The 17,760-nt window shown below is 72.8% G+C and carries 18 protein-coding genes; 13 read left to right on the top strand and 5 right to left on the bottom strand.

Going from position 1 to position 17,760, the window contains the following annotated elements:
- The first annotated feature begins 22 nt into the window (after positions 1 to 22).
- The gene (locus AC4IJH_RS01475; RefSeq protein ID WP_490849577.1) at positions 23 to 643 is read left to right on the top strand and encodes an L-threonylcarbamoyladenylate synthase; all 621 of its coding nucleotides are present in this window, start codon (positions 23 to 25) and stop codon (positions 641 to 643) included.
- 29 nt (positions 644 to 672) lie between these two features.
- Here AC4IJH_RS01475 and AC4IJH_RS01470 read toward each other — a convergent pair whose 3' ends face one another.
- Positions 673 to 1,626: a GlxA family transcriptional regulator gene (locus tag AC4IJH_RS01470; RefSeq protein WP_490849576.1), complete on the bottom strand. Its 954-nt coding sequence runs from the start codon at positions 1,624 to 1,626 to the stop codon at positions 673 to 675.
- A 211-nt stretch (positions 1,627 to 1,837) separates the two neighbouring features.
- Here AC4IJH_RS01470 and AC4IJH_RS01465 point away from each other — a divergent pair, with 211 nt between their 5' ends.
- From AC4IJH_RS01465 to AC4IJH_RS01455, 3 genes are read left to right on the top strand one after another with little or no spacing between them, the layout of a single operon-like run.
- Positions 1,838 to 2,479 (top strand): DJ-1/PfpI family protein, encoded by a 642-nt coding sequence (locus AC4IJH_RS01465; RefSeq protein WP_490849575.1) that lies wholly within the window; start codon positions 1,838 to 1,840, stop codon positions 2,477 to 2,479.
- A gap of 52 nt (positions 2,480 to 2,531) precedes the next feature.
- Positions 2,532 to 3,014, top strand: coding sequence for a DUF2269 family protein (locus tag AC4IJH_RS01460; RefSeq protein ID WP_490849574.1), 483 nt, complete (start codon positions 2,532 to 2,534; stop codon positions 3,012 to 3,014).
- A 3-nt stretch (positions 3,015 to 3,017) separates the two neighbouring features.
- Complete coding sequence (locus AC4IJH_RS01455) at positions 3,018 to 3,290, top strand: DUF3817 domain-containing protein (protein WP_490849573.1); 273 nt, start codon at positions 3,018 to 3,020, stop codon at positions 3,288 to 3,290.
- Between the two features lie 4 nt (positions 3,291 to 3,294).
- Here the strand turns inward: AC4IJH_RS01455 and AC4IJH_RS01450 are convergent, their stop codons facing one another.
- On the bottom strand, positions 3,295 to 6,168 hold the full coding sequence (locus AC4IJH_RS01450) for a helix-turn-helix transcriptional regulator (RefSeq protein WP_490849572.1): 2,874 nt from the start codon (positions 6,166 to 6,168) through the stop codon (positions 3,295 to 3,297).
- A gap of 146 nt (positions 6,169 to 6,314) precedes the next feature.
- Here AC4IJH_RS01450 and AC4IJH_RS01445 point away from each other — a divergent pair, with 146 nt between their 5' ends.
- Both AC4IJH_RS01445 and AC4IJH_RS01440 read left to right on the top strand, forming a co-directional pair.
- Positions 6,315 to 7,226, top strand: coding sequence for an MBL fold metallo-hydrolase (locus tag AC4IJH_RS01445; protein ID WP_490849571.1), 912 nt, complete (start codon positions 6,315 to 6,317; stop codon positions 7,224 to 7,226).
- Between the two features lie 134 nt (positions 7,227 to 7,360).
- The gene (locus tag AC4IJH_RS01440) at positions 7,361 to 8,899 is read left to right on the top strand and encodes a carboxylesterase/lipase family protein (RefSeq protein WP_490849570.1); all 1,539 of its coding nucleotides are present in this window, start codon (positions 7,361 to 7,363) and stop codon (positions 8,897 to 8,899) included.
- A 37-nt stretch (positions 8,900 to 8,936) separates the two neighbouring features.
- On the opposite strand, the gene AC4IJH_RS01435 is transcribed toward AC4IJH_RS01440, so the two are convergent.
- Positions 8,937 to 9,494, bottom strand: a complete 558-nt coding sequence (locus AC4IJH_RS01435) for a quercetin 2,3-dioxygenase (protein WP_490849569.1) — start codon at positions 9,492 to 9,494, stop codon at positions 8,937 to 8,939.
- Positions 9,495 to 9,614: 120 nt separating this feature from the next.
- Between AC4IJH_RS01435 and AC4IJH_RS01430 the strand changes: the two genes are divergently transcribed.
- The gene (locus tag AC4IJH_RS01430; RefSeq protein ID WP_490849568.1) at positions 9,615 to 10,070 is read left to right on the top strand and encodes a MarR family winged helix-turn-helix transcriptional regulator; all 456 of its coding nucleotides are present in this window, start codon (positions 9,615 to 9,617) and stop codon (positions 10,068 to 10,070) included.
- 50 nt (positions 10,071 to 10,120) lie between these two features.
- Here AC4IJH_RS01430 and AC4IJH_RS01425 read toward each other — a convergent pair whose 3' ends face one another.
- On the bottom strand, positions 10,121 to 10,642 hold the full coding sequence (locus AC4IJH_RS01425; protein WP_490849567.1) for a SixA phosphatase family protein: 522 nt from the start codon (positions 10,640 to 10,642) through the stop codon (positions 10,121 to 10,123).
- Between the two features lie 731 nt (positions 10,643 to 11,373).
- Here AC4IJH_RS01425 and AC4IJH_RS01420 point away from each other — a divergent pair.
- The 6 genes from AC4IJH_RS01420 (at position 11,374) to AC4IJH_RS01395 (ending at position 16,540) form a co-directional block, all read left to right on the top strand.
- Positions 11,374 to 13,107 carry an ABC transporter permease gene (locus tag AC4IJH_RS01420; protein ID WP_490849566.1) on the top strand — a complete coding sequence of 578 codons (1,734 nt, stop codon included), beginning with the start codon at positions 11,374 to 11,376 and terminating at the stop codon, positions 13,105 to 13,107.
- A 47-nt stretch (positions 13,108 to 13,154) separates the two neighbouring features.
- Positions 13,155 to 14,468: an ABC transporter ATP-binding protein gene (locus AC4IJH_RS01415; RefSeq protein ID WP_490849565.1), complete on the top strand. Its 1,314-nt coding sequence runs from the start codon at positions 13,155 to 13,157 to the stop codon at positions 14,466 to 14,468.
- Positions 14,469 to 14,507: 39 nt separating this feature from the next.
- On the top strand, positions 14,508 to 14,699 hold the full coding sequence (locus tag AC4IJH_RS01410; RefSeq protein ID WP_490849564.1) for a hypothetical protein: 192 nt from the start codon (positions 14,508 to 14,510) through the stop codon (positions 14,697 to 14,699).
- Positions 14,686 to 14,964, top strand: coding sequence for a hypothetical protein (locus AC4IJH_RS01405; protein WP_490849563.1), 279 nt, complete (start codon positions 14,686 to 14,688; stop codon positions 14,962 to 14,964). Before AC4IJH_RS01410 ends, AC4IJH_RS01405 begins: the two co-directional genes overlap by 14 nt.
- A 95-nt stretch (positions 14,965 to 15,059) precedes the next feature.
- Complete coding sequence (locus tag AC4IJH_RS01400; protein ID WP_490849562.1) at positions 15,060 to 15,950, top strand: endonuclease/exonuclease/phosphatase family protein; 891 nt, start codon at positions 15,060 to 15,062, stop codon at positions 15,948 to 15,950.
- A gap of 191 nt (positions 15,951 to 16,141) precedes the next feature.
- Positions 16,142 to 16,540, top strand: a complete 399-nt coding sequence (locus AC4IJH_RS01395) for a DUF779 domain-containing protein (RefSeq protein WP_490849561.1) — start codon at positions 16,142 to 16,144, stop codon at positions 16,538 to 16,540.
- Positions 16,541 to 16,708: 168 nt separating this feature from the next.
- On the opposite strand, the gene AC4IJH_RS01390 is transcribed toward AC4IJH_RS01395, so the two are convergent.
- On the bottom strand, positions 16,709 to 17,656 hold the full coding sequence (locus tag AC4IJH_RS01390; RefSeq protein WP_490849560.1) for a DUF1444 domain-containing protein: 948 nt from the start codon (positions 17,654 to 17,656) through the stop codon (positions 16,709 to 16,711).
- Positions 17,657 to 17,760 lie beyond the last annotated feature (104 nt).

The raw sequence follows: 17,760 nt of genomic DNA, 5'->3' as shown, positions 1-17,760 counted from the left end.
ATTCCGTGTCTAGACTCGGCGAATGGCGAAGTACTTCGACGTGCACCCCGACAATCCGCAGCGGCGCACCATCAGCGGTGTGGCCGACAGCATCCGCTCCGGCGCGCTCATCGCGTACCCGACGGACTCCTGCTACGCGCTGGGGTGCCAGCTGGGCAATCGCGACGGCATCGACCGGATCCGTACGATCCGCAACCTCGACGACCGTCACCACTTCACTCTTGTGTGTGAGAACTTCTCGCAGCTGGGGCAGTTCGTGCACATCGACAACGATGTGTTCCGCGCCATCAAAGCGGCGACACCCGGCAGTTACACCTTCATTCTCCCCGCGACCAAAGAAGTGCCGCGTCAGTTGCTGCACCCGAAGAAGAAGACCGTCGGCGTGCGGATTCCCGATCACGCCATCGCCCAGGCGCTGCTCGCCGAGCTCGGTGAGCCGCTGCTGTCCAGCACGCTGCTGCTGCCCGACGAGGACGAGCCGATGACACAGGGCTGGGAGATCAAGGAGCGGCTCGACCATGTGCTGGACGCCGTGATCGACTCGGGTGACTGCGGTACGGAACCGACCACGGTGATCGACTTCTCCGGCGGCGACGTCGAGATCGTACGGCGAGGGGCGGGCGACACCGCGCAGTTCGAGTAGCCGCGGGCGCCGGGCGCCGCACCCGCGCCTCAGCCCGTGGTGCGGCGGAAGGCGGCGCGGTAGGCCTGCGGAGTGGTGCCCACGACGCGGCGGAAGCGGTCGCGGAAGGCCGTGGGTGAGCCGAAACCGACGTGTGTGGCGATGCGTTCCACGGGCTGGGTGGTGGTCTCCAGCAGGTGCTGGGCGCGGCGGATGCGGGCGCGGTGGAGCCATCGCAGCGGTGTGGTGCCGGTCTGTTCGCGAAAGCGGCGGTTGAGGGTGCGGGTGCTGGTCGCGGCCTGCGCGGCGATGGCGTCGAGGGTGAGTTCGCGGTGGGAGTTGTCCTCCAGCCAGCGCAGCAGGGGTTCCATGGTGGCTCCGGCGGGCGCCGGGGGCTGGTGGTGGACGATGAACTGGGCCTGCCCGCCTTCGCGTTCCAGGGGCATGACGGACAGCCGGGCGGCGTCGGCGGCGACGGCGGAGCCGTGGTCCTTGCGGATCATGTGCAGACAGAGGTCGAAGGCCGCGGCGGCGCCCGCGGAGGTGAGGATCTGCCCGTTGTCGATGTAGAGCACGTCGGGATCGACGGTGATCTGCGGGTACAGCGCCGCCAGCGCCGGTGCGCCGATCCAGTGCGTGGTGGCGCGCAGCCCGTCGAGCAGGCCCGTGGCGGCGAGGACGAACGCACCGGCGCACACCGAGGCGATGCGGGTGCCGTTCGCGGCGGCGGCGCGCAGGGCGTCCAGGACCGCCTCGGGCACGGCGGCGGTGGCGTCGCAGTCGACGCCGGGGACGATGACGGTGTCGGCCTCGGCGAGGTCGTCGAGGCCGTAGGGGGCGCGGAGGGTGAACGGGCCCGCGTCGACTTCTTCGGCGGCGGCGCAGATCCGTACCCGGTACGCGGCGCGGCCGTCGGGCAGCCGCGTCCGCGCGAAGACCTCGATCGGGGCGGCCAGGTCGAAGGGAATGACATGGTCGAACGCGAGTACCGCCACCGTGTGCATGGCCACAGGCTAGGCGTTCCCCGGATTGCGGCCAAGGCCCGTGCGACCTCCTGACCAGTGACTTCGGCGCTGTCGGTAGGGCATTGCCGCAGGTGGCGAGAATCCGTTGAGGTATGGCAACAGTGCCACTTCTTCGCGCCGTACGGGCCTCCTACCGTCGGTCTCGGCTCTCCGCACCGGGGGAGCCGAAGACCCTGTGGAGGCCGTGGGGATGCGTGCTCAGTTCGTGCTGTTCGACGGGTTCGACCCGCTCGATGTCATCGCGCCGTTCGAGGCGATGGGCGCGGGTGGGATCGAGGGGGAGCTGGTGTCGGCGCAGGGGCCGCGCGAGGTGCCCAGCGGCATCGGGTCGCTGTCGCTGCGGGCCACGGCGCGGCTGGACCCGGAGCGGGCCGACCTCGTCGTCGTACCGGGAGCGGCGGGACGCATCCCGGTGGACGCGGACGACGACGGTACGGACACGATCCCGGCCATCCTCGGCCGCAGCCTGCGAACGGAGCTGCCCGCGCTGCTCAAGGCGGCGCTGGAGCGGCCGGGAGTGACCCTGGCCACGGTGTGCGGCGGGTCCCTCCTCCTCGCCATGGCGGGCCTGATCGCCGGACGGCCCGCCACCACGCACCACGCGGGGCTGGACGCGCTGGCCGCCGCGGGCGCCGTGGTGGTGGACGCCCGGGTCGTCGACGACGGGAACCTGGTGACCGGCGCGGGCGTCACCTCCGGGCTCGACCTCGCACTGCACCTGCTGGAGCGCGAGGTCGGCCCGCGAGTCGCCCACGCGGTGGAGCAGTTGCTCGCCCATGAGCGGCGCGGGGTCGTCTGGCGGGCGGCGGGTCCGGCGCCGGTGGCCGCGTGAGCCGCGCCCTGCCTCCAGCCCCCTCCGCACACACGAAAGAACACGCCTGCCCGTGACGAAACTTCTGCTCACCCTCCATGTCCTGGCCGCGATCGTGGCCATCGGCCCGGTCACCGTGGCCGCCAGCATGTTCCCGCCCGGCGCCAGACGCGCGATGGCGCACCCCGGCGATCCCCAGGCTCAGGCCTCGGTGCGGCTGCTGCACCGGATCTGCCGGGTGTACGCGGGCGTCGGCATCGTGGTGCCCGTCTTCGGCTTCGCCACCGCCAGCAGCATGGGGGTGCTGGGGGACGCCTGGCTCATCGTGTCGATCGTCCTGACCGCGCTCGCCGCCCTCGTACTGATCGCACTCGTACTGCCGCGTCAGGACGCGCTGCTGGCGGGCATCGACGCACCGTCGGAGAGCGCGGCGGACGCCGCCCCACAGGTCCGGGCGACGGCCCAACTGGCCATGTACACCGGCGTGTTCAACCTGTTGTGGGCCGTCGTCACCGTCCTGATGATCGTCCGCCCCGGCTCCACGACGGGAGCGTGACCCGTGCCCTCGCCCCGCCGCGCCCTGAGAACCGCCGCCGCCGTAGAGCTCGTCTCGATTCTCGTCCTCCTGACCAATCTCCTCACCGTGCACTGGCCGCCACTCTCCTCCCTGATGGGCCCCACGCACGGCTGCGCCTACCTGTTCGTCGTCATCGCCACCGCGCGCGAGGCCGCGGCTGCGCCCCGGACCAAGGCTCTGGCCGTGATCCCCGGCATCGGCGGCCTGCTGGCCCTGCGCCAACTGGACACCGCCGCCGAGCCGGTAGACCGCTGAGGCCTCAGGCCGACGCCGCCACCACGTCGCGCAGCTGGGACCGCGCCGTGATGCCCAGCTTCGGGAACGACCGGTACAGGTGCGAGCCGACGGTGCGCGGCGAGAGGAACAGCTTCTCGCCGATCTCACGGTTCGTCAGTCCCCGCGCGGCGAGCCGGACGATCTGCTGCTGTTGCGGGGTGAGCCGGGTGAGCGCGTCGGGGGCCGCCTCGGTGGTCTCCGCGCCGGCGGCCCGCAGTTCGGCGCGCGCCCGCTCCGTCCAGGGCCGCGCGCCGAGCCGCTGGAAGACCTCCAGCGCCTCGCTCAGCAGCGGCCGCGCCTGTGCGATGTGCCGCTGCCGCCGCAGCCACTCGGCGTGGGACAGCAGGAACCGCGCCCGCTCGAAGGGGCGTTGGCCGTCCGTGATCCCCGCTCGTACGGCATCGCGGAAGAACGGCTCCGCGGCGTCCGGCGCCGCCAGCAGCGCCCGGCTGAACTGAACGAGCGCGCCCAGCCGCGGCGATCCGCACGCGGCCGCGGGCAGCGCTGCCATCCGCTCCACCACCGCGCTCGCCTCGGCCTGCCGGCCACTGCGGGCGGCGGCCTCGGCCAGCTCCGGGAGCGCGGCCCAGGACGCGTGGTAGTGCACCGGATCGCCCTCGGGGCCGAAGGCCGCCCGCAGTTGCGTGCAGGCCCGCTCGTAGTCGCCCTCGGCGGCGGCCGCACCGCCCAGCGCTCTTCGCGCGTATACGGCGATCGAGCGGCTCTCGGCCGGGTCGATCAGCGACAGCGAGCGGTCCACCAGCGCCCTGGCCGACTCAAGATTCCCGCGGTGCGCCGCGATCATGCCCTCGACAGCGGGCGCACAGGCCGAGGCGTGGTCGAGGCCGGCCGCCTGCGCCACGGCCGCGACCTCCCCGCACTCCAACTGGGCCCGGTCCCACCGCCCGTAGTCGAAGTACGCCAGCGCCGTGACGCCGCCCAGCCCGTCGGGCACCGGCCCACGGGCCCGCCACCGCTCGGCCGCCTCGTCGAAGGTGCGCACCGCCAGCGCGGTCTCGTCCAGCAGCCAGGCACCGATGGCCAGCGCGGCAAGCCGCTCCGGCTGCCGTACCCCGGGGCCGGACCCGGTCAGGGGCCGAGACTGCGCCCCGGTGTCCGGCCGGTCCTGCGGCTCGGTCCCCGGCTGCGGCCGCGGCCCGCCCCGCGGCCGGGCGATCAGGGTGCGGACCTCCCGCAGCAGCTCCGCCCGCTCCGTGTGCGGGTCGGCGATCACTCGTAGCCAGATGCGCGCCGTCTCGGCCTCGGGTGTCGTCGGCAGGCCGGGGAGGATGCGGTGGATCTCGTGGCGGTGGTGGTCCTCGCCGGAGTAGAAGCGGACCACGGCCGCGTAGGCGAGGGCTTCCGTGGCGAGGGCCGGGGCGCTGGCGGCGGCGGATTCCGCGGTGGTGGTCAGGGAGGTGAAGGCGGCGGTGTGCGAGCTGGTCAGTGCCGTCAACCGGCCTGCCTGGAAGGCTGCTTGGGCCCGTACCGTGCGGTCCTCGGTGAGGGTCGAGGCGCGGTCGGCGAGGTCCCGGACGCGGGCGAGGCGCCCGGTGCCGGTGGCCATGCCCGCGGCGCGCACCAGCAGTCGCGCGGCGCGCTCGCGCTCCGGGCTCAGTTCGGCGGCGCGTTCCAGCGCGCGGGAGGCCGCGTCGTAGCCGCCTCGGCGCCCCGCCCGGTCGGCCGTCACTTCCAGCGCGGCCGACACCTGCGCGTCGGGGCCCGGCGTGGCCGCCGCGCGGTGCCAGGCGGACCGGTCGGGCTCGCCGCGCAGCGCCTCCGCCAGCGCGAGGTGCGCCGTACGCCGCGCCTCGAAGGGCGCCGCTTGGTAGACGGCGGAACGCACCAGGGGATGACTGAAGGCGACCCCCGCGCCGGACCCGCGGATCAGCCCCGCGCGCTCGGCCTGTTCCCACAGGGGATCGCCGTGCGCGGGCAGCAGGGCCGGTACCGCGGCCCGGGGGTCGTCGGTATCGGCGGCGGCCAGGAGTGTGAGCGCCTGTTGGGCCCGTACGGGCAGCGCCTTGAGCCGGTGCGCGAAGAGGTGCTCCAGCCGTTCGGTGACCGGCAGCGGGCCGGGCGCGGTCGCCGGAATGTCCGTATCGGCTGCCGCTCGGGCCAGTTCGACCAGCGCGAGAGGGTTGCCCTCGGCCTGGTCGAGGATGCGCTCGCGCAGCCGGCCCGGAATCCGGTGGGCGCAGGCGTCCAGGAGCCGGGCGGACGCGGCGCGGTCCAGGGGGCCCAGGGGCAGCACGGGCCAGTGCGGGTCGAGGCCGGGCAGCGGGTGTTCCCCGCGTACGGCGAGCAGGACGGTGACCGGTTCGTTCTGCAGCCGCCGCGCGGCGAAGAAGAGCGCGTTGCGGGAGGCGGCGTCGATCCACTGCGCGTCGTCCACCACGAGCAGCAGCCGCCCGCGGCCCGCCTCGCCCAGGTCGGAGAGCAGCGTCAGCAGCGCCACGCCGAGGAGGAGGGGGGCGGGCGCGTCGTGCGCGGTGTCGGCGCCGAGCGCCGTCCGCAGGGCGCCGCGCTGACCGGCGGGCAGGGCGTCGATGAAGTCGGCGACGGGGTAAAGGAGTTGGTGGAGCCCGGCGTGCGCGAGGCCGGACTCGGTCTCGGTGCCGCGCGCCGTGAGCACCGTCCCGCGGCCGGCGGCACGGTCGACGGCGGCGTCCAGCAGCGTGCTCTTGCCCGTACCCGCCGCCCCGGTGAGGATCAGGACGCGGCTGGTACGGGCCGTCGGATCGGCCGCTTCGAGCAGCCGGCGGGTCTCGGCCTCGCGGCCCAGGACAAGGCCCCCGGGGTCCTGCGCGGCGCCGGCGGTGGCATCCGCGACGGGAACGCCGGGCGGTACGGGCACATCCACAGTCTCTCCAGCTCTCCAACTCACAACTGACCGGTCGGTGCGGGGTGCGGTCACCGAAGTGCAGTCACGTGACGGATACCCCCGGCCCTGGGGTGCGGCGCAGGATTTCTTCATCGGCACCAGCGATCGACGAGGAATCCATGGACACCATCACTTTGGGCGATGTCAGCGTGACACGGGTGCGGGAGTATTACGGACCGGTGGACATGACGCCGGACCAGTTCTTCCCGGGCAGCCCGCCCGAGGCGTGGGAATTGCACACCCCGTGGCTTTCGCCACATTTCCTCAACACCGATACGGGCATCGTCAATTCCGCGATCCAGACCTGGGTGCTGCGCAGCGAGGGCCGCACGATCCTCATCGACACCGGCGTCGGCAACCACAAGGAGCGGCCGAACGCCCCGCGCTGGGACCACCTGGACACCGGCTTCCTGTCCGACCTGGCCCGGGCCGGGGTCCGCCCCGAGGACGTGGACATCGTGGTCAACACCCACCTCCACGTCGACCACGTCGGCTGGAACACCCGCCTGGAGAACGGCGCATGGGTGCCCACGTTCCCCAATGCGACCTATCTCATGGCCAAGGACGAGTTCGCCTTCTGGGATCCGGAGGGCGGGCACGCGCCCCAGCACGGGCGCGGCAATCAGAATGTTTTCGAGGACAGCGTCGCGCCCGTGCATCGATCGGGCCAGACTCTGCTGTGGGACGAAAGCCACCGCATCGACCGCAATCTGCGGCTCGATCTCGCCCCCGGGCACACTCCGGGCTCCTGCGTGCTCACCCTCGAATCCGGCAGTGACCACGCGGTATTCGTCGGTGATCTGCTGCACACCCCGCTCCAGTTCGTCGAGCCGGACCACAACAGCTGCTTCTGCGAGGACCCGGCGGGCGCCCGGGCCACCCGGCGCACCGTCCTCGGCCGGGCCGCCGACCACAACGCGCTGGTCTTCCCTGCCCACCTCGGCGGCCACGGCGCCGCGGAAGTACGGCGCGAGGGCAGCACCTTCGCCATCGAGGCCTGGGCGCCCTTCACCCCGTACGCCCAGCCCTGACCCCCTTTGCCCGAGCTTGATCGCCGTACACCCAGAGCTGTTCGCCCGCGCCCCCAGAGCTGATCGCGCGTCCCCCGACAGCTGCCCCCCCCCGCACACCCAGAGCTGACTCCCCCGCTCCCCGAGGAACCCGCATGCCCTGCCTTATCGCCCCCGCCTCCCCCGCGTCTCCCGCCCCTCTCTCCCCCATCGTGCGCACCGCCCAGGGCGCCGTGCGCGGAGCGGCCTGCGGCGAGCCCGGCGTCTCGGTCTTCCTCGGCATCCCGTACGCGGCTCCCCCGTCGGGCGCCGACCGGTTCGCCGCACCGCGCCCGCACGCCCCCTGGGAGGGCGTCCGGGAGGCGACCGCCGCGGGCCCCAACTCCCCCCAGGTATCGCGTTCTCTGGGCACCTTGGACATGAGCGCCTACTTCGGCGAGGGCTGGGTCCGCGGCGAGGACTACCTCACCGCCAACGTCTGGACCCCGGCCGCCGCTCCCGCCGCACCCGAGCGGCTGCCGGTCATGGTGTTCGTCCACGGCGGCGGATTCGTCTCGGGCTCCACCGGCTCCGCGCTCTACGACGGCGCCCGCTTCGCCAGGGACGGCGTCGTCCTGGTGACGGTGAACTACCGCCTGGGCATCCACGGCTTCCTCGACCTGCCCGGAGCGCCCCGCAACCGAGGGCTGCTCGATGTCATCGCGGCGCTGCGCTGGGTGCGCGAGAACATCGGCGCCTTCGGCGGCGATCCGTCCAACGTCACCCTCTTCGGCCAGTCGGCCGGGGCGACCGTCGTCGGCGGCGTACTGGCGCACCCCGCGTCCGAGGGCCTGCTGCGGCGGGCGATCGTCCAGAGCGGCAGCGGGCGGGGGGCCTTCACCGGGGAGCAGGCGGCGCGGGTCACCCGGGCCACGGCCGGTCTCCTGGGCATCGAGCCGCACGCCGACGCGTTCACCGGCATCTCCGACGAACGCCTGGTGGAGATCATGCCGCGGCTGTGGGGCATCGATCTGCGCACGGCCACCCACACCGATCCGCTCCTCGGGCTCAGCCCCTTCAGCCTGGTCCTGGACCGGCAGCCCACCGACACCGTCGCGGCCGGCCGGAGCGCGGAGGTGGATCTGCTCATCGGCGCCAACTCCGAGGAGGGCAACCTCTATCTGGCGCCGTTCGGCCGACTGGCCACCTCGACGGCCGCCGACGTGGACGCCCTCGCCGCGCGTGCCCACCCCCGCCCCCGCGGACTCCTCGCCCTCTACCGCAGGACCCGCCCGCAGGCCTCCCCCGGTCAGCTGCGCTCCGCGATCCTGGGCGAGGCGCTCTTCGGCGCGGGCAACCGCAGCCTGGCCGACGCCCATGCGACACTGCCCGGCTCACGCACCTACCGGTACGAATTCGCCTGGCGCTCCGACGCCCTGGACGGCGAACTCGGCGCCGCGCACGGCGTGGAACTCCCCTTCGTCTTCGACACGGCCGGCCTCCCCGCACTGCACGGCCCCCACCGCGTCCTCGGCACCCGCACCCCGCCCCCGGACCTGGCCGCCCGCACCCACGCCGCCTGGATCACCTTCGCCACCACCGGCGACCCCGGCTGGGCCCCGTACGACCTCCAGCGACGCGCCACGCTGCGCATCGACAGCCGGTGGACACTGCTCGACGACCCACGGGGCGAGGAGCGCCGCGCCTGGCGCTGACGGGGCGGCGGGTCCGCTCACCTGCTCCCGGCCGCCGTCACCGGGTCCGCCACTGGTGGTCGGGCAGGAAACGGACGTCGTACCGCTCGGGGACGTCGGCGAACTTCTGCGGCTCCGGGACGACGGGCCGGTGCGGCAGGCCGAACTCCTCGGTGGGCACACCGAGGTTCTCGAAGAACCGCTCGAAGGTGCCGCCGGGCCCGGCGGGGACGCCGACGACCTGGCTGTGGTGGCGCTCCATGCGGTAGGCGTGCGGGCAGTTCTTGGGTACGAAGCCGAAGTCACCGGGGGTCAGCAGCTTCTCCTGCTGGTCGCCCCGGGTGTCCTCGACGAACAGCCGGACCGCGCCCTGGGTGACGTAGAAGACCTCGTGGGTGTCGGGGTGCAGATGCGCCGGAATGAGGTCCCCTTTGGGGCCTTCGACGGTGAAGAAGTTGAAGGTGTTCTCGGTCTGTTCGCCGCCCGCGTAGACGGTGATCAGATCGCCGAACAGGTGGGCGCGGTCTCCCTCGCCCTTCTCGATGAAGTAGGGCCGGCCCGGTTCCGCGGGTATGCGTGAGCGGCGCCGGTAGCGGGTGGCGTACTCGATGGTCATGCGGTCTCCTCGGATTGACCTCCGACACGAATGTCAGGCAGCCTGACATGACAGAGTGTCGGTGAGCAAACCGCGGCGGTGAGCCCGGTACCCGCCCGCCCACACCGTCGCGAGGAACAGATGCAGTCCACCCGCCGCAACCTCCCCCAACTGCTCGGTGACGCCCGGCGCTGGTTCGAAGAAGGGCTGCTGGCGGCCCTGGAGGCAGCCGGTGCCACGCCGGTGTCCCCGACCCAGGCCCAGCTCTTCGCCGTCCTGGACGATCAGGGCACGACCGTCTCGGAGCTGGCCCGGCGCATGGGCGTCACCCGGCAGACCGCGCACCAGGCCGTGCACGGCCTGGTCGCCGCCGGACTGCTCGAACAGGCCCCCGACCCCGCCTCCGCCCGTCGGCGGCTGATCCGCCGCACCCCGGAAGGCGAACGCGCCCACCTCCGGGCCACCGCCATCCTCGAACGCCTGGAAGAACAACTCGCCGCACGCATCGGCCAGGACAGCCTCCACGCCCTGCGCACAGCCCTGGAGGCCCAGTGGGGCGATCCGCCGTCCACCGACACCTCACCGACGACCCCTTGACCTGCCCCGCGAGGCGTTCGAGGTGGGGCACGGTGCGCCGTGGCCCCCGCTCAGGGCCGGGGCGCGCGCGGTACCGCCAGGTCGGTGAGCAGGGCGGTTCCCGGGGTCAGGGACTGCCAGGTGCCGTGCCAGGTCAGTACGGCGATGGCCGCGGTGGGGAACTTGGCGTGCGCGCGGGTGACGAGGTCGCCGAAGCCGTCGCCGGCGAGGTGCTGGATCAGCTCCTGGAGGCTGGGGTTGTGGCCGATCAGGACCACGGTGTGGGTGTGGCGGGGGACCGCGCGCACGGCCGCGAGGAGGTCTTGGGGCGGCGGGTGGTAGAGGCGCGGTTCATGGCGTACGGGAGGCGGGGTGCCCAGTACCGCGGAGGCCAGGTCCCAGGTCTCGCGGGCGCGGCGGGCCGTGGAGCACAGGGCGAGGTCGGGCAGCCAGTCCGCCTCGCTCAGCCACTGGCCCACCGCGCGCGCATCGCGCCGGCCGCGCGGGGAGAGCGGGCGGTCGTGGTCGCCAACGCCCGCCGGGCGGGCCGACTTGGCATGCCGCAGGACCATCAGGCGCCGCAAGGGGGGCATGCCCACGCTCCATGGACGTAGGGACGGCTGACGGTGCCGCCGGGCGGTCGCCGGTGTGCGGCACAGCGCGGACACTATGCGAACGCGCCTGCCAGGACACGCGGCTGGTGTCCGTTTCGGACAGACCGCCCGGTCGGGCGGTTGCCCTGCAGGACGCCGGTGCGTAACGCGAACGCCCGCGCAAGTACGTCCGCCCTGCCGCGCAGCCGTGTGGCCCGGGGAACGCCGGCCCCGGCAGCACGGGACTCCCCCGGGCCCTTCCTGAAGGAAAACTGAAGGTCCTGAATTCCTTTTCAGAAATCGCGGCAGAACGGCCCGCAGCACCGCTCCTGAAAGAATGCTGAAAGGAAAACGGGGTTCTCCACGGTGTGGTTTGACCGGGGAAGCCGGGCGTGCCATGGTCATTTTGTTGCCGGACCGGCCGTATCGCATCACGCGGGCCGAAGTCCGCGCCTATTGCGGTGGAGTGCCGTAGAGCTTCTTCAGCTCGCGGACCGAGGAGATGAGGAGGTGGTCGTTGTGATGTACGGCGAGCCTCCCAGTTCTGCCTCTCGCCGCTCCCGTTAGGGCCGGCCAGCGCAGCCCCGGCTGCCCGCTGCCCGATGTGTGCCGCTCGGCGGCCCGTCGCGCTGCGCTTTCACGTTCTTGAAACGACTTCCCGTCCCGGGCCGTGCGTCCGGCGGCGCTCTGCCGCCCTGCCGCAGCGCCCGCAATACCTCTCGGGTATCCCCATGCCGAAACTCCGTCAGTTTCCCTCCCGTGGCGCCGTACGCGCCACCCGCCTGCGCCCCGTCGACGTACTCGTCCTGCTCGGCGTCGTCGCGGTCTTCTACCTCGTGGCCCGCATCGGCGCCACGGCCGACCAGCCGCTGCACGCCGACCAGCCGCCCGCCGTCTGCACCGACCCGGGCGAACTGCCCTACTACGCGGCGCGCTCCCTGCTGCGGATGTTCGCCGGGCTGGTGCCCGCGGTGCTCTTCACCTTCGTCTTCGGCACCTGGGCGGCCCGCTCGCGGCGCGCGGCCAAGGTGATCGTGCCGGTCATCGACATTCTCCAGTCCGTGCCGGTACTGACATTCCTCAGCATCACCGTCACCGGCTTCATCGCGATGTTCCCGCACTCCACTCTCGGACTTGAATTCGCCTCGATTTTCGCCGTGTTCACCGCCCTGGTCTGGAACATGGCGATGGCCTTCTACCAGTCGCTGCTCACCCAGTCCAAGGAGCTGGACGAGGCGGCCCGGCTGATGCGCCTCACCCGCTGGCAGCGGTTCTGGAAGCTGGACGTACCCAGCGGAATGATCGCCCAGGTCTGGAACGGAATGATCAGCTTCGGCGCGGCGTGGTTCGCGCTGTCCGCCTCCGAGACCATCAGCGTCAACGGCAACGACAACGCCCTTCCCGGCGTGGGCTCGTACGTCGCGCAGGCACTGGACAACGGGGAGGGCCGACGGGTGGCCCTGGCCATCGCCGTCATGATCGCGATGGTCGTGTCCGTCAACTTCTTCTTCTGGCGCCCCGTCACGGCCTGGGCCGAGCGGTTCCGCACCGAGGACTGCGAGATCGCCGAGCAGCCCCGCAGCTGGTTCCTCCAACTGCTGCGCCGCTGCACCCTGCCCGCCCTGCTGGGCCGCGCCCTGCGCCCGGCGGGCGAGCGCCTGGACCGCGCGATGCGCGTGCTGGGCACCAGCCCGGGGCGGCTGCACCACGACCCGGCCCGCCGCAGGCGCGGTGACATCGCCTTCTACGTGCTCTACACGGCCGCCGTGGTGGCGATCGCGTGGAAGGCCTGCGCGTACGTCCTGGACAACGTGCCCGTCGGCGAAGTCGGGCACGCGGCCTGGCTCGCGCTGATCACCTACGGGCGGGTCATGGTCCTGGTGGTCCTCTCCACCCTGCTGTGGGTGCCCATCGGCGCCTGGATCGGGATGAACCCCAAGGTCAACCGGATCGCGCAGCCGATCGTGCAGGTGCTGGCCAGCTTCCCCTCCAACTTCCTCTTCCCGCTGGCCGTCATCGTGCTGGGCGCCTCCGGCATCTCCCTGAACTGGGGCTCCATCGCCCTGATGGCGCTGGGCGCGCAGTGGTACGTGCTGTTCAACGTCATCGCCGGCGCCAGCGCCATCCCCGGTGACCTGCGCGAGGCCGCCGACAACCTCCAACTGCGCGGCTGGCTGCGCTGGAAGAAGCTGATCCTGCCGGCCGTCTTCCCCTCCTACACCACCGGTGCGCTCACCGCCTCCGGCGGCGCCTGGAACGCCTCCATCCCCGGCGAGCTGGTCACCTACGGCACCACCACGCTCACCGCGGTGGGCATCGGCGCGTACATCACCCAGGCCACCGACGCCAATGACTTCGCCCGCAACTTCCTGGGCGCGGTCCTCATGAGCGTCTACGTCGTGATCATCAACCGGCTGCTCTGGCGCCGCCTGTACCGCTTCGCCCAGAAGCGCTGCGCGCTGTGACCCGCCCCCTGCACCCCCGTCCGACCGCATCCCCCAGGAGCACTCCCATGAACACCCCCGTCATCACCGTCAGCAACCTCCACAAGGACTTCACCGGCCCCGGCGGCGGCGTGCTGACCGTCCTGAAGGACATCGACTTCACCCTGTACGAGGGCCAGGTCGTCGCCCTCCTGGGCCGGTCGGGCTCGGGCAAGTCCACGCTGCTGCGCCATGTCGCGGGGCTGCTGGCGCCCACCGGCGGCACCGTCCACTACCGCGGGCGGCCCGTGACCGGGCCCAACCCGGGCACCGCCATGCTCTTCCAGTCCTTCGCCCTGATGCCCTGGCTGACCGTCCAGCAGAACGTCGAACTCGGCCTGCAGGCCAGGGGAGTTCACGCCGCCGAGCGCCGCGGCCGCGCCCTGCGGGCCATCGGCATGGTCGGTCTGGACGGCTTCGAGAACGCCTACCCCAAGGAGCTGTCCGGCGGGATGCGCCAGCGGGTCGGCTTCGCCCGCGCCCTGGTCGTGGAGCCGGACGTGCTGCTGATGGACGAGCCGTTCTCCGCGCTGGACGTGCTGACCGCACAGACCCTGCGCAACGAACTCCTCGAACTGCTCGCCCACCCCGACACCCCCACCCGCACCGTCCTGCTGGTCACCCACTCCATCGAGGAGGCCGTCCAGCTCGCCGACCGCATCCTGGTCCTGGACTCCGCGCCCGGCACCCTCAGGACCGAGCTGACCGTGGACCTGCCGCGCCCGCGCGACCGCCGCTCCCCCGGCTTCGCCGCCCTGGTCGAGGACGCCTACGAGGCACTGACCGGCGAGCGCGAGCAGGCCCCGGCCCCGGCCTCCCTCGCCGAGCACGCCACGCTGCGCACCTCCCTGCCGCTGCCGCGCGCCAACGTCGAGTCCCTCACGGGCCTGCTGGAGATGCTGGACACCCGCGGCGGCGCCGTGGACCTGGCGGCGCTCGCCGACGCGCTGTCCTACGAGATCGACGACCTGATGCCGCTGGTCGAGGCGGCCACCGTGCTGCGCTACGCCAGGGTCGTCTCCGGCAGGCTGCACCTCTCCCCCGCGGGCCGCGGCTTCGCGCGCGCCGACATCCTGCTGCGCAAGCGCCTCTTCGCCGCCGCGGCACTGGCCAACATCCCCCTCATCGCCACGGTCCGCACGCTCCTGATGGCCTCCGACAGCGGCCGGCTGCGCGCGCCCTATCTGATCGAGCGGCTGTGCGGGAACGCCTCGGAGCGGGCCGCGCACCAGCAGCTGGACACCGCGATCACCTGGGGCCGGTACGCCGAGCTCTTCGAGTACGACGCGGACGACCGCGTCCTGCTGCTGCCCGCCGAGCACCGCCCCGCGAGCGCCGCGTGACCGGCGCCGGACCCCACCTCACCGCGAAGGGCGCATCCCATGAACACCCAGCACATCCCCCGCCCGCACGCCGCTGCGGACCGCCTCCCGGCGCGGTCCGTGATGCGCATCGCCGGCGCCGCCTTCCTGCGCCGCCTGGCCGACTCCTCTCCCGTGGCCTGCCGCATGTCCTCCGCCCCCGAGCCGCCCTGCCACCGCCCCCGTCAGGAGAACCCCGATGACCCCGCGTGAGAACGTCCACGCCATCGTCGTACTGACCGGACTCCCGGCCGTCCTGCCGGCGGCCGTCGCCCTCGCCCCGCCGCACGCGGCCCCCTTCCTGTGCGCCGCCCTTATGGGGGCCTCGGTGACGGCGGTCGCCTTCGCCCTGACCGGCTGGAACCTCCTCCCCCGGCGTACGGACGGCAGGGACCGCACGGGCGGCACGGACCGTACGGACCGCAGGCGCACGGACGCGGACGACAACGACGGCGGCGGTGTGCTGTGCGCCAACTGACCCCTACGGCAAGGGAATCGGCGGCGTCCGGGAGCACCCGTGCGGGGCGCCCGGCAGGCGGCCCCCGGTACGGCCTGCGTATCGCCGCCGTCTCCGTGCCCCTCACCGCGCTGCTGGCCTTCCCCGGCCTGGTGCCCGACGCCCCCGGCCACCTCGGGAGCCTGGTGGAGACCGCGCTGCCGTGGTGCGGCGTGCTCGTTCCCCTCCTTGTCGCGTGGGCGGCGCTGCGCCACTCGCGCGCGGGCACGGCCGCCGCCCTGCTGCCGGCGGTGGTCTGGTGCTGCCTCTTCCTGCCCCCCTTCACCCCGGGCGACAGCGGCGGCCGGGCCGACTTCCACGCCCTGACCCTCAACGTCGGCGGCGATCGCACCACTCCGGAGGAGGTGGCCCGCAAGGTGATCGCCACCGGGGCCGACGTGGTGGCCCTGGAGAAGGTGCCCCGGTCCGCCCTGCCCGCGTACGAAAAGGCCCTGGGCGACACCTACACCCACCACATCGCCCGCAACACCCTTGGCCTGTGGTCCCGTTACCCGCTGCGCGAGACCGAGGTACTGGATCTGGACGGCGCCTGGCCGCACGCGATACGGGCGGTCGTGAGCACCCCCGGCGGCGACACGGCGTTCTACGCGGTGCGGCTGCCCTCCGTCCGCGTACGCCCCGACCAGGGCTTCACCGTCGGCGCCCGCAACGCCAGCGCGGCCGCGCTGGCAGAACGGATCGGCCGGGACCGGGCCGCCCGCGTGGTCCTGCTCGGCGATCTCAACGGCAGCCTGCGCGACCGGAATCTCGCCCCGCTGGCCCGGCAGCTGACCTCCGCCCAGGACACGGCGGGCCACGGCCTCGGCTTCACCTGGCCCGCCGCCTTCCCGCTGGTCCGCATCGACCACGTCCTGCTGCGCGGCCTGACCCCGACCTCGACCACCGTGCTCGCCGACCTCGGCAGCGACCACCGCCCGGTCCTGACCGGCCTGAAAGGACAGCCTTGAGAGACCCAACACCCCAGCGCGCCACGGGAAATGGCACGCTGGAGGACGTCCGGCGGTACGGGCACCGCGCCGCGCCGCCGTGACCGCCGTATCCGCTGTATCCGATCTTTCCGGTCGACGAAGGGGTGGCCCATGTGCCGAGTCCAGTCCGCGAGCCCGCCGGTGAGCCGTCCGGTGCGAGGGGGCGAGCAGTGGTGAGGGACGTGCGCGGCGCCGGGGCGGCGCGGATCGCGCTGACGCCGGCCGCCGCGGAGCTGATCCGCAAGCTGCACGGCGATCATGGGCCGTTGATGTTCCACCAGTCCGGCGGGTGCTGCGACGGCAGTGCGCCGATGTGCTACCCGGCGGGCGAGTTCCGTACGGGCGCATCCGATGTGCTGCTGGGGCGGCTGGAGGTCGAGCAGGTCCCGGAAGCGGTGGACTTCTGGATGTCGGCGGACCAGTTCGAGCGGTGGCGGCACACCCATCTGACGGTGGACGTGGTGCCGGGGCGGGGCGGCGGCTTCTCGCTGGAGGCTCCCGAAGGGGTGCGCTTCCTGATCCGCTCGCGGCTGTTCACCGAGGAGGAACGGGCGCTGCTGGGGCAGTGACCCGGCGCCCCGGGGCCGCTCGATGCCTGGTCCGGGCATTGGTGAGGCCCCGCGCACGGGGGATGACGCGGGGCCTCACCGTGATAGACGAGCGAATTGGGGAGGGAGTTCCCCCGTGGTGAAGATTTTTTCAAGATTCTGCGGGGAACCTTCCCGCGGGCCCCGCGATCAGGCCTCGTCCTGTACAAGCCGCTCCAGCATGTCCTGGAATTCGCTGTCCACCACGACCCGCAGCCCGTCGCCGTCCGGCTCGCTCAGCCGCGTCATCGCGCCGCGCCGCCACCAGTACACATGGGGGCTGATCGCGCCCGCCGCGTCCTCGTACCCGGCGGCGGCGAACTGCGCCATGGCCTGGAGCGCCGGGATCACCTGCGCGTCGTGGATGGCGTGGAAGGCCAGCTGGTGGCGGAAGGGCAGCGCCACCAGGGCGCCGTCGGCGGTCAGCGCGGTCCCCATCAGGCGCCGCACCAGCTCCTCCAGGACCAGCACCCGGCTGGCGGTGAAGAACGAGTCGCCCAGCACCACCTCGAAGGTGCTGCCGTCGCCGCGCCGGACCGTCTCGTGGCCCTCCACCGGCAGGGCCCGCAGGTTGTTCAGGGCCCTGATGCGCAGTTCGGCGAGGTCGCCGAGGTCGGTCAGCGAGTCCTCGCCGAGCATCTGTACGGCGTCGGGCAGGTCGAGTGCGAGCACCTCGCGCAGGCCGGGCCCGGGGGTGTGCCCGTAGCGGAAGGAGTCCGAGGCCGGCAGCGCGTCCTCGGCGACCAGCCGCGGGTACAGCCGGGCCCTGATCTCGTCCTCGGTCAGGGTCTCCAGCGGCTGCGGCCCGTCCATCGTGCGCAGCACCTTGCCGACGTGGTCGCGGATCAGCGCGGGCCACACCCGCTCGCCCCGGCGGTCGCGGTGGCAGACGGCGGCGAGGTTTCCCAGGCCGAACTGCCGTCCTCCGGAGTCGGTGACCACGCCCGCGTAGACGGTGACCTCCAGGCCCTGTTCGGCGAAGGCCTGCCGTACCTGCGACCTGAAGACGCGCCCCTCCCGCTCGGAGAGGAAGGAGAACTCCCCGTCGCGCGGGGCTTCGCGCGGATCCCGCTTAGGTCCACGACGGAACAGACCCATCTCTTCCTCCCGGCGACGGCCACGAATGCGCCGATCGTAACGGGTACGTCACGCTCGCTCGACCGGGTCCCGGCCAGTACAGGAGGGGTACGCGTGCGTGCCCC

The organism is Streptomyces sp. UF-297 (genome assembly GCF_058245575.1).
Note: the sequence above shows the minus strand (reverse complement) of the source record. Positions and strands in the feature narration are given on the sequence as shown.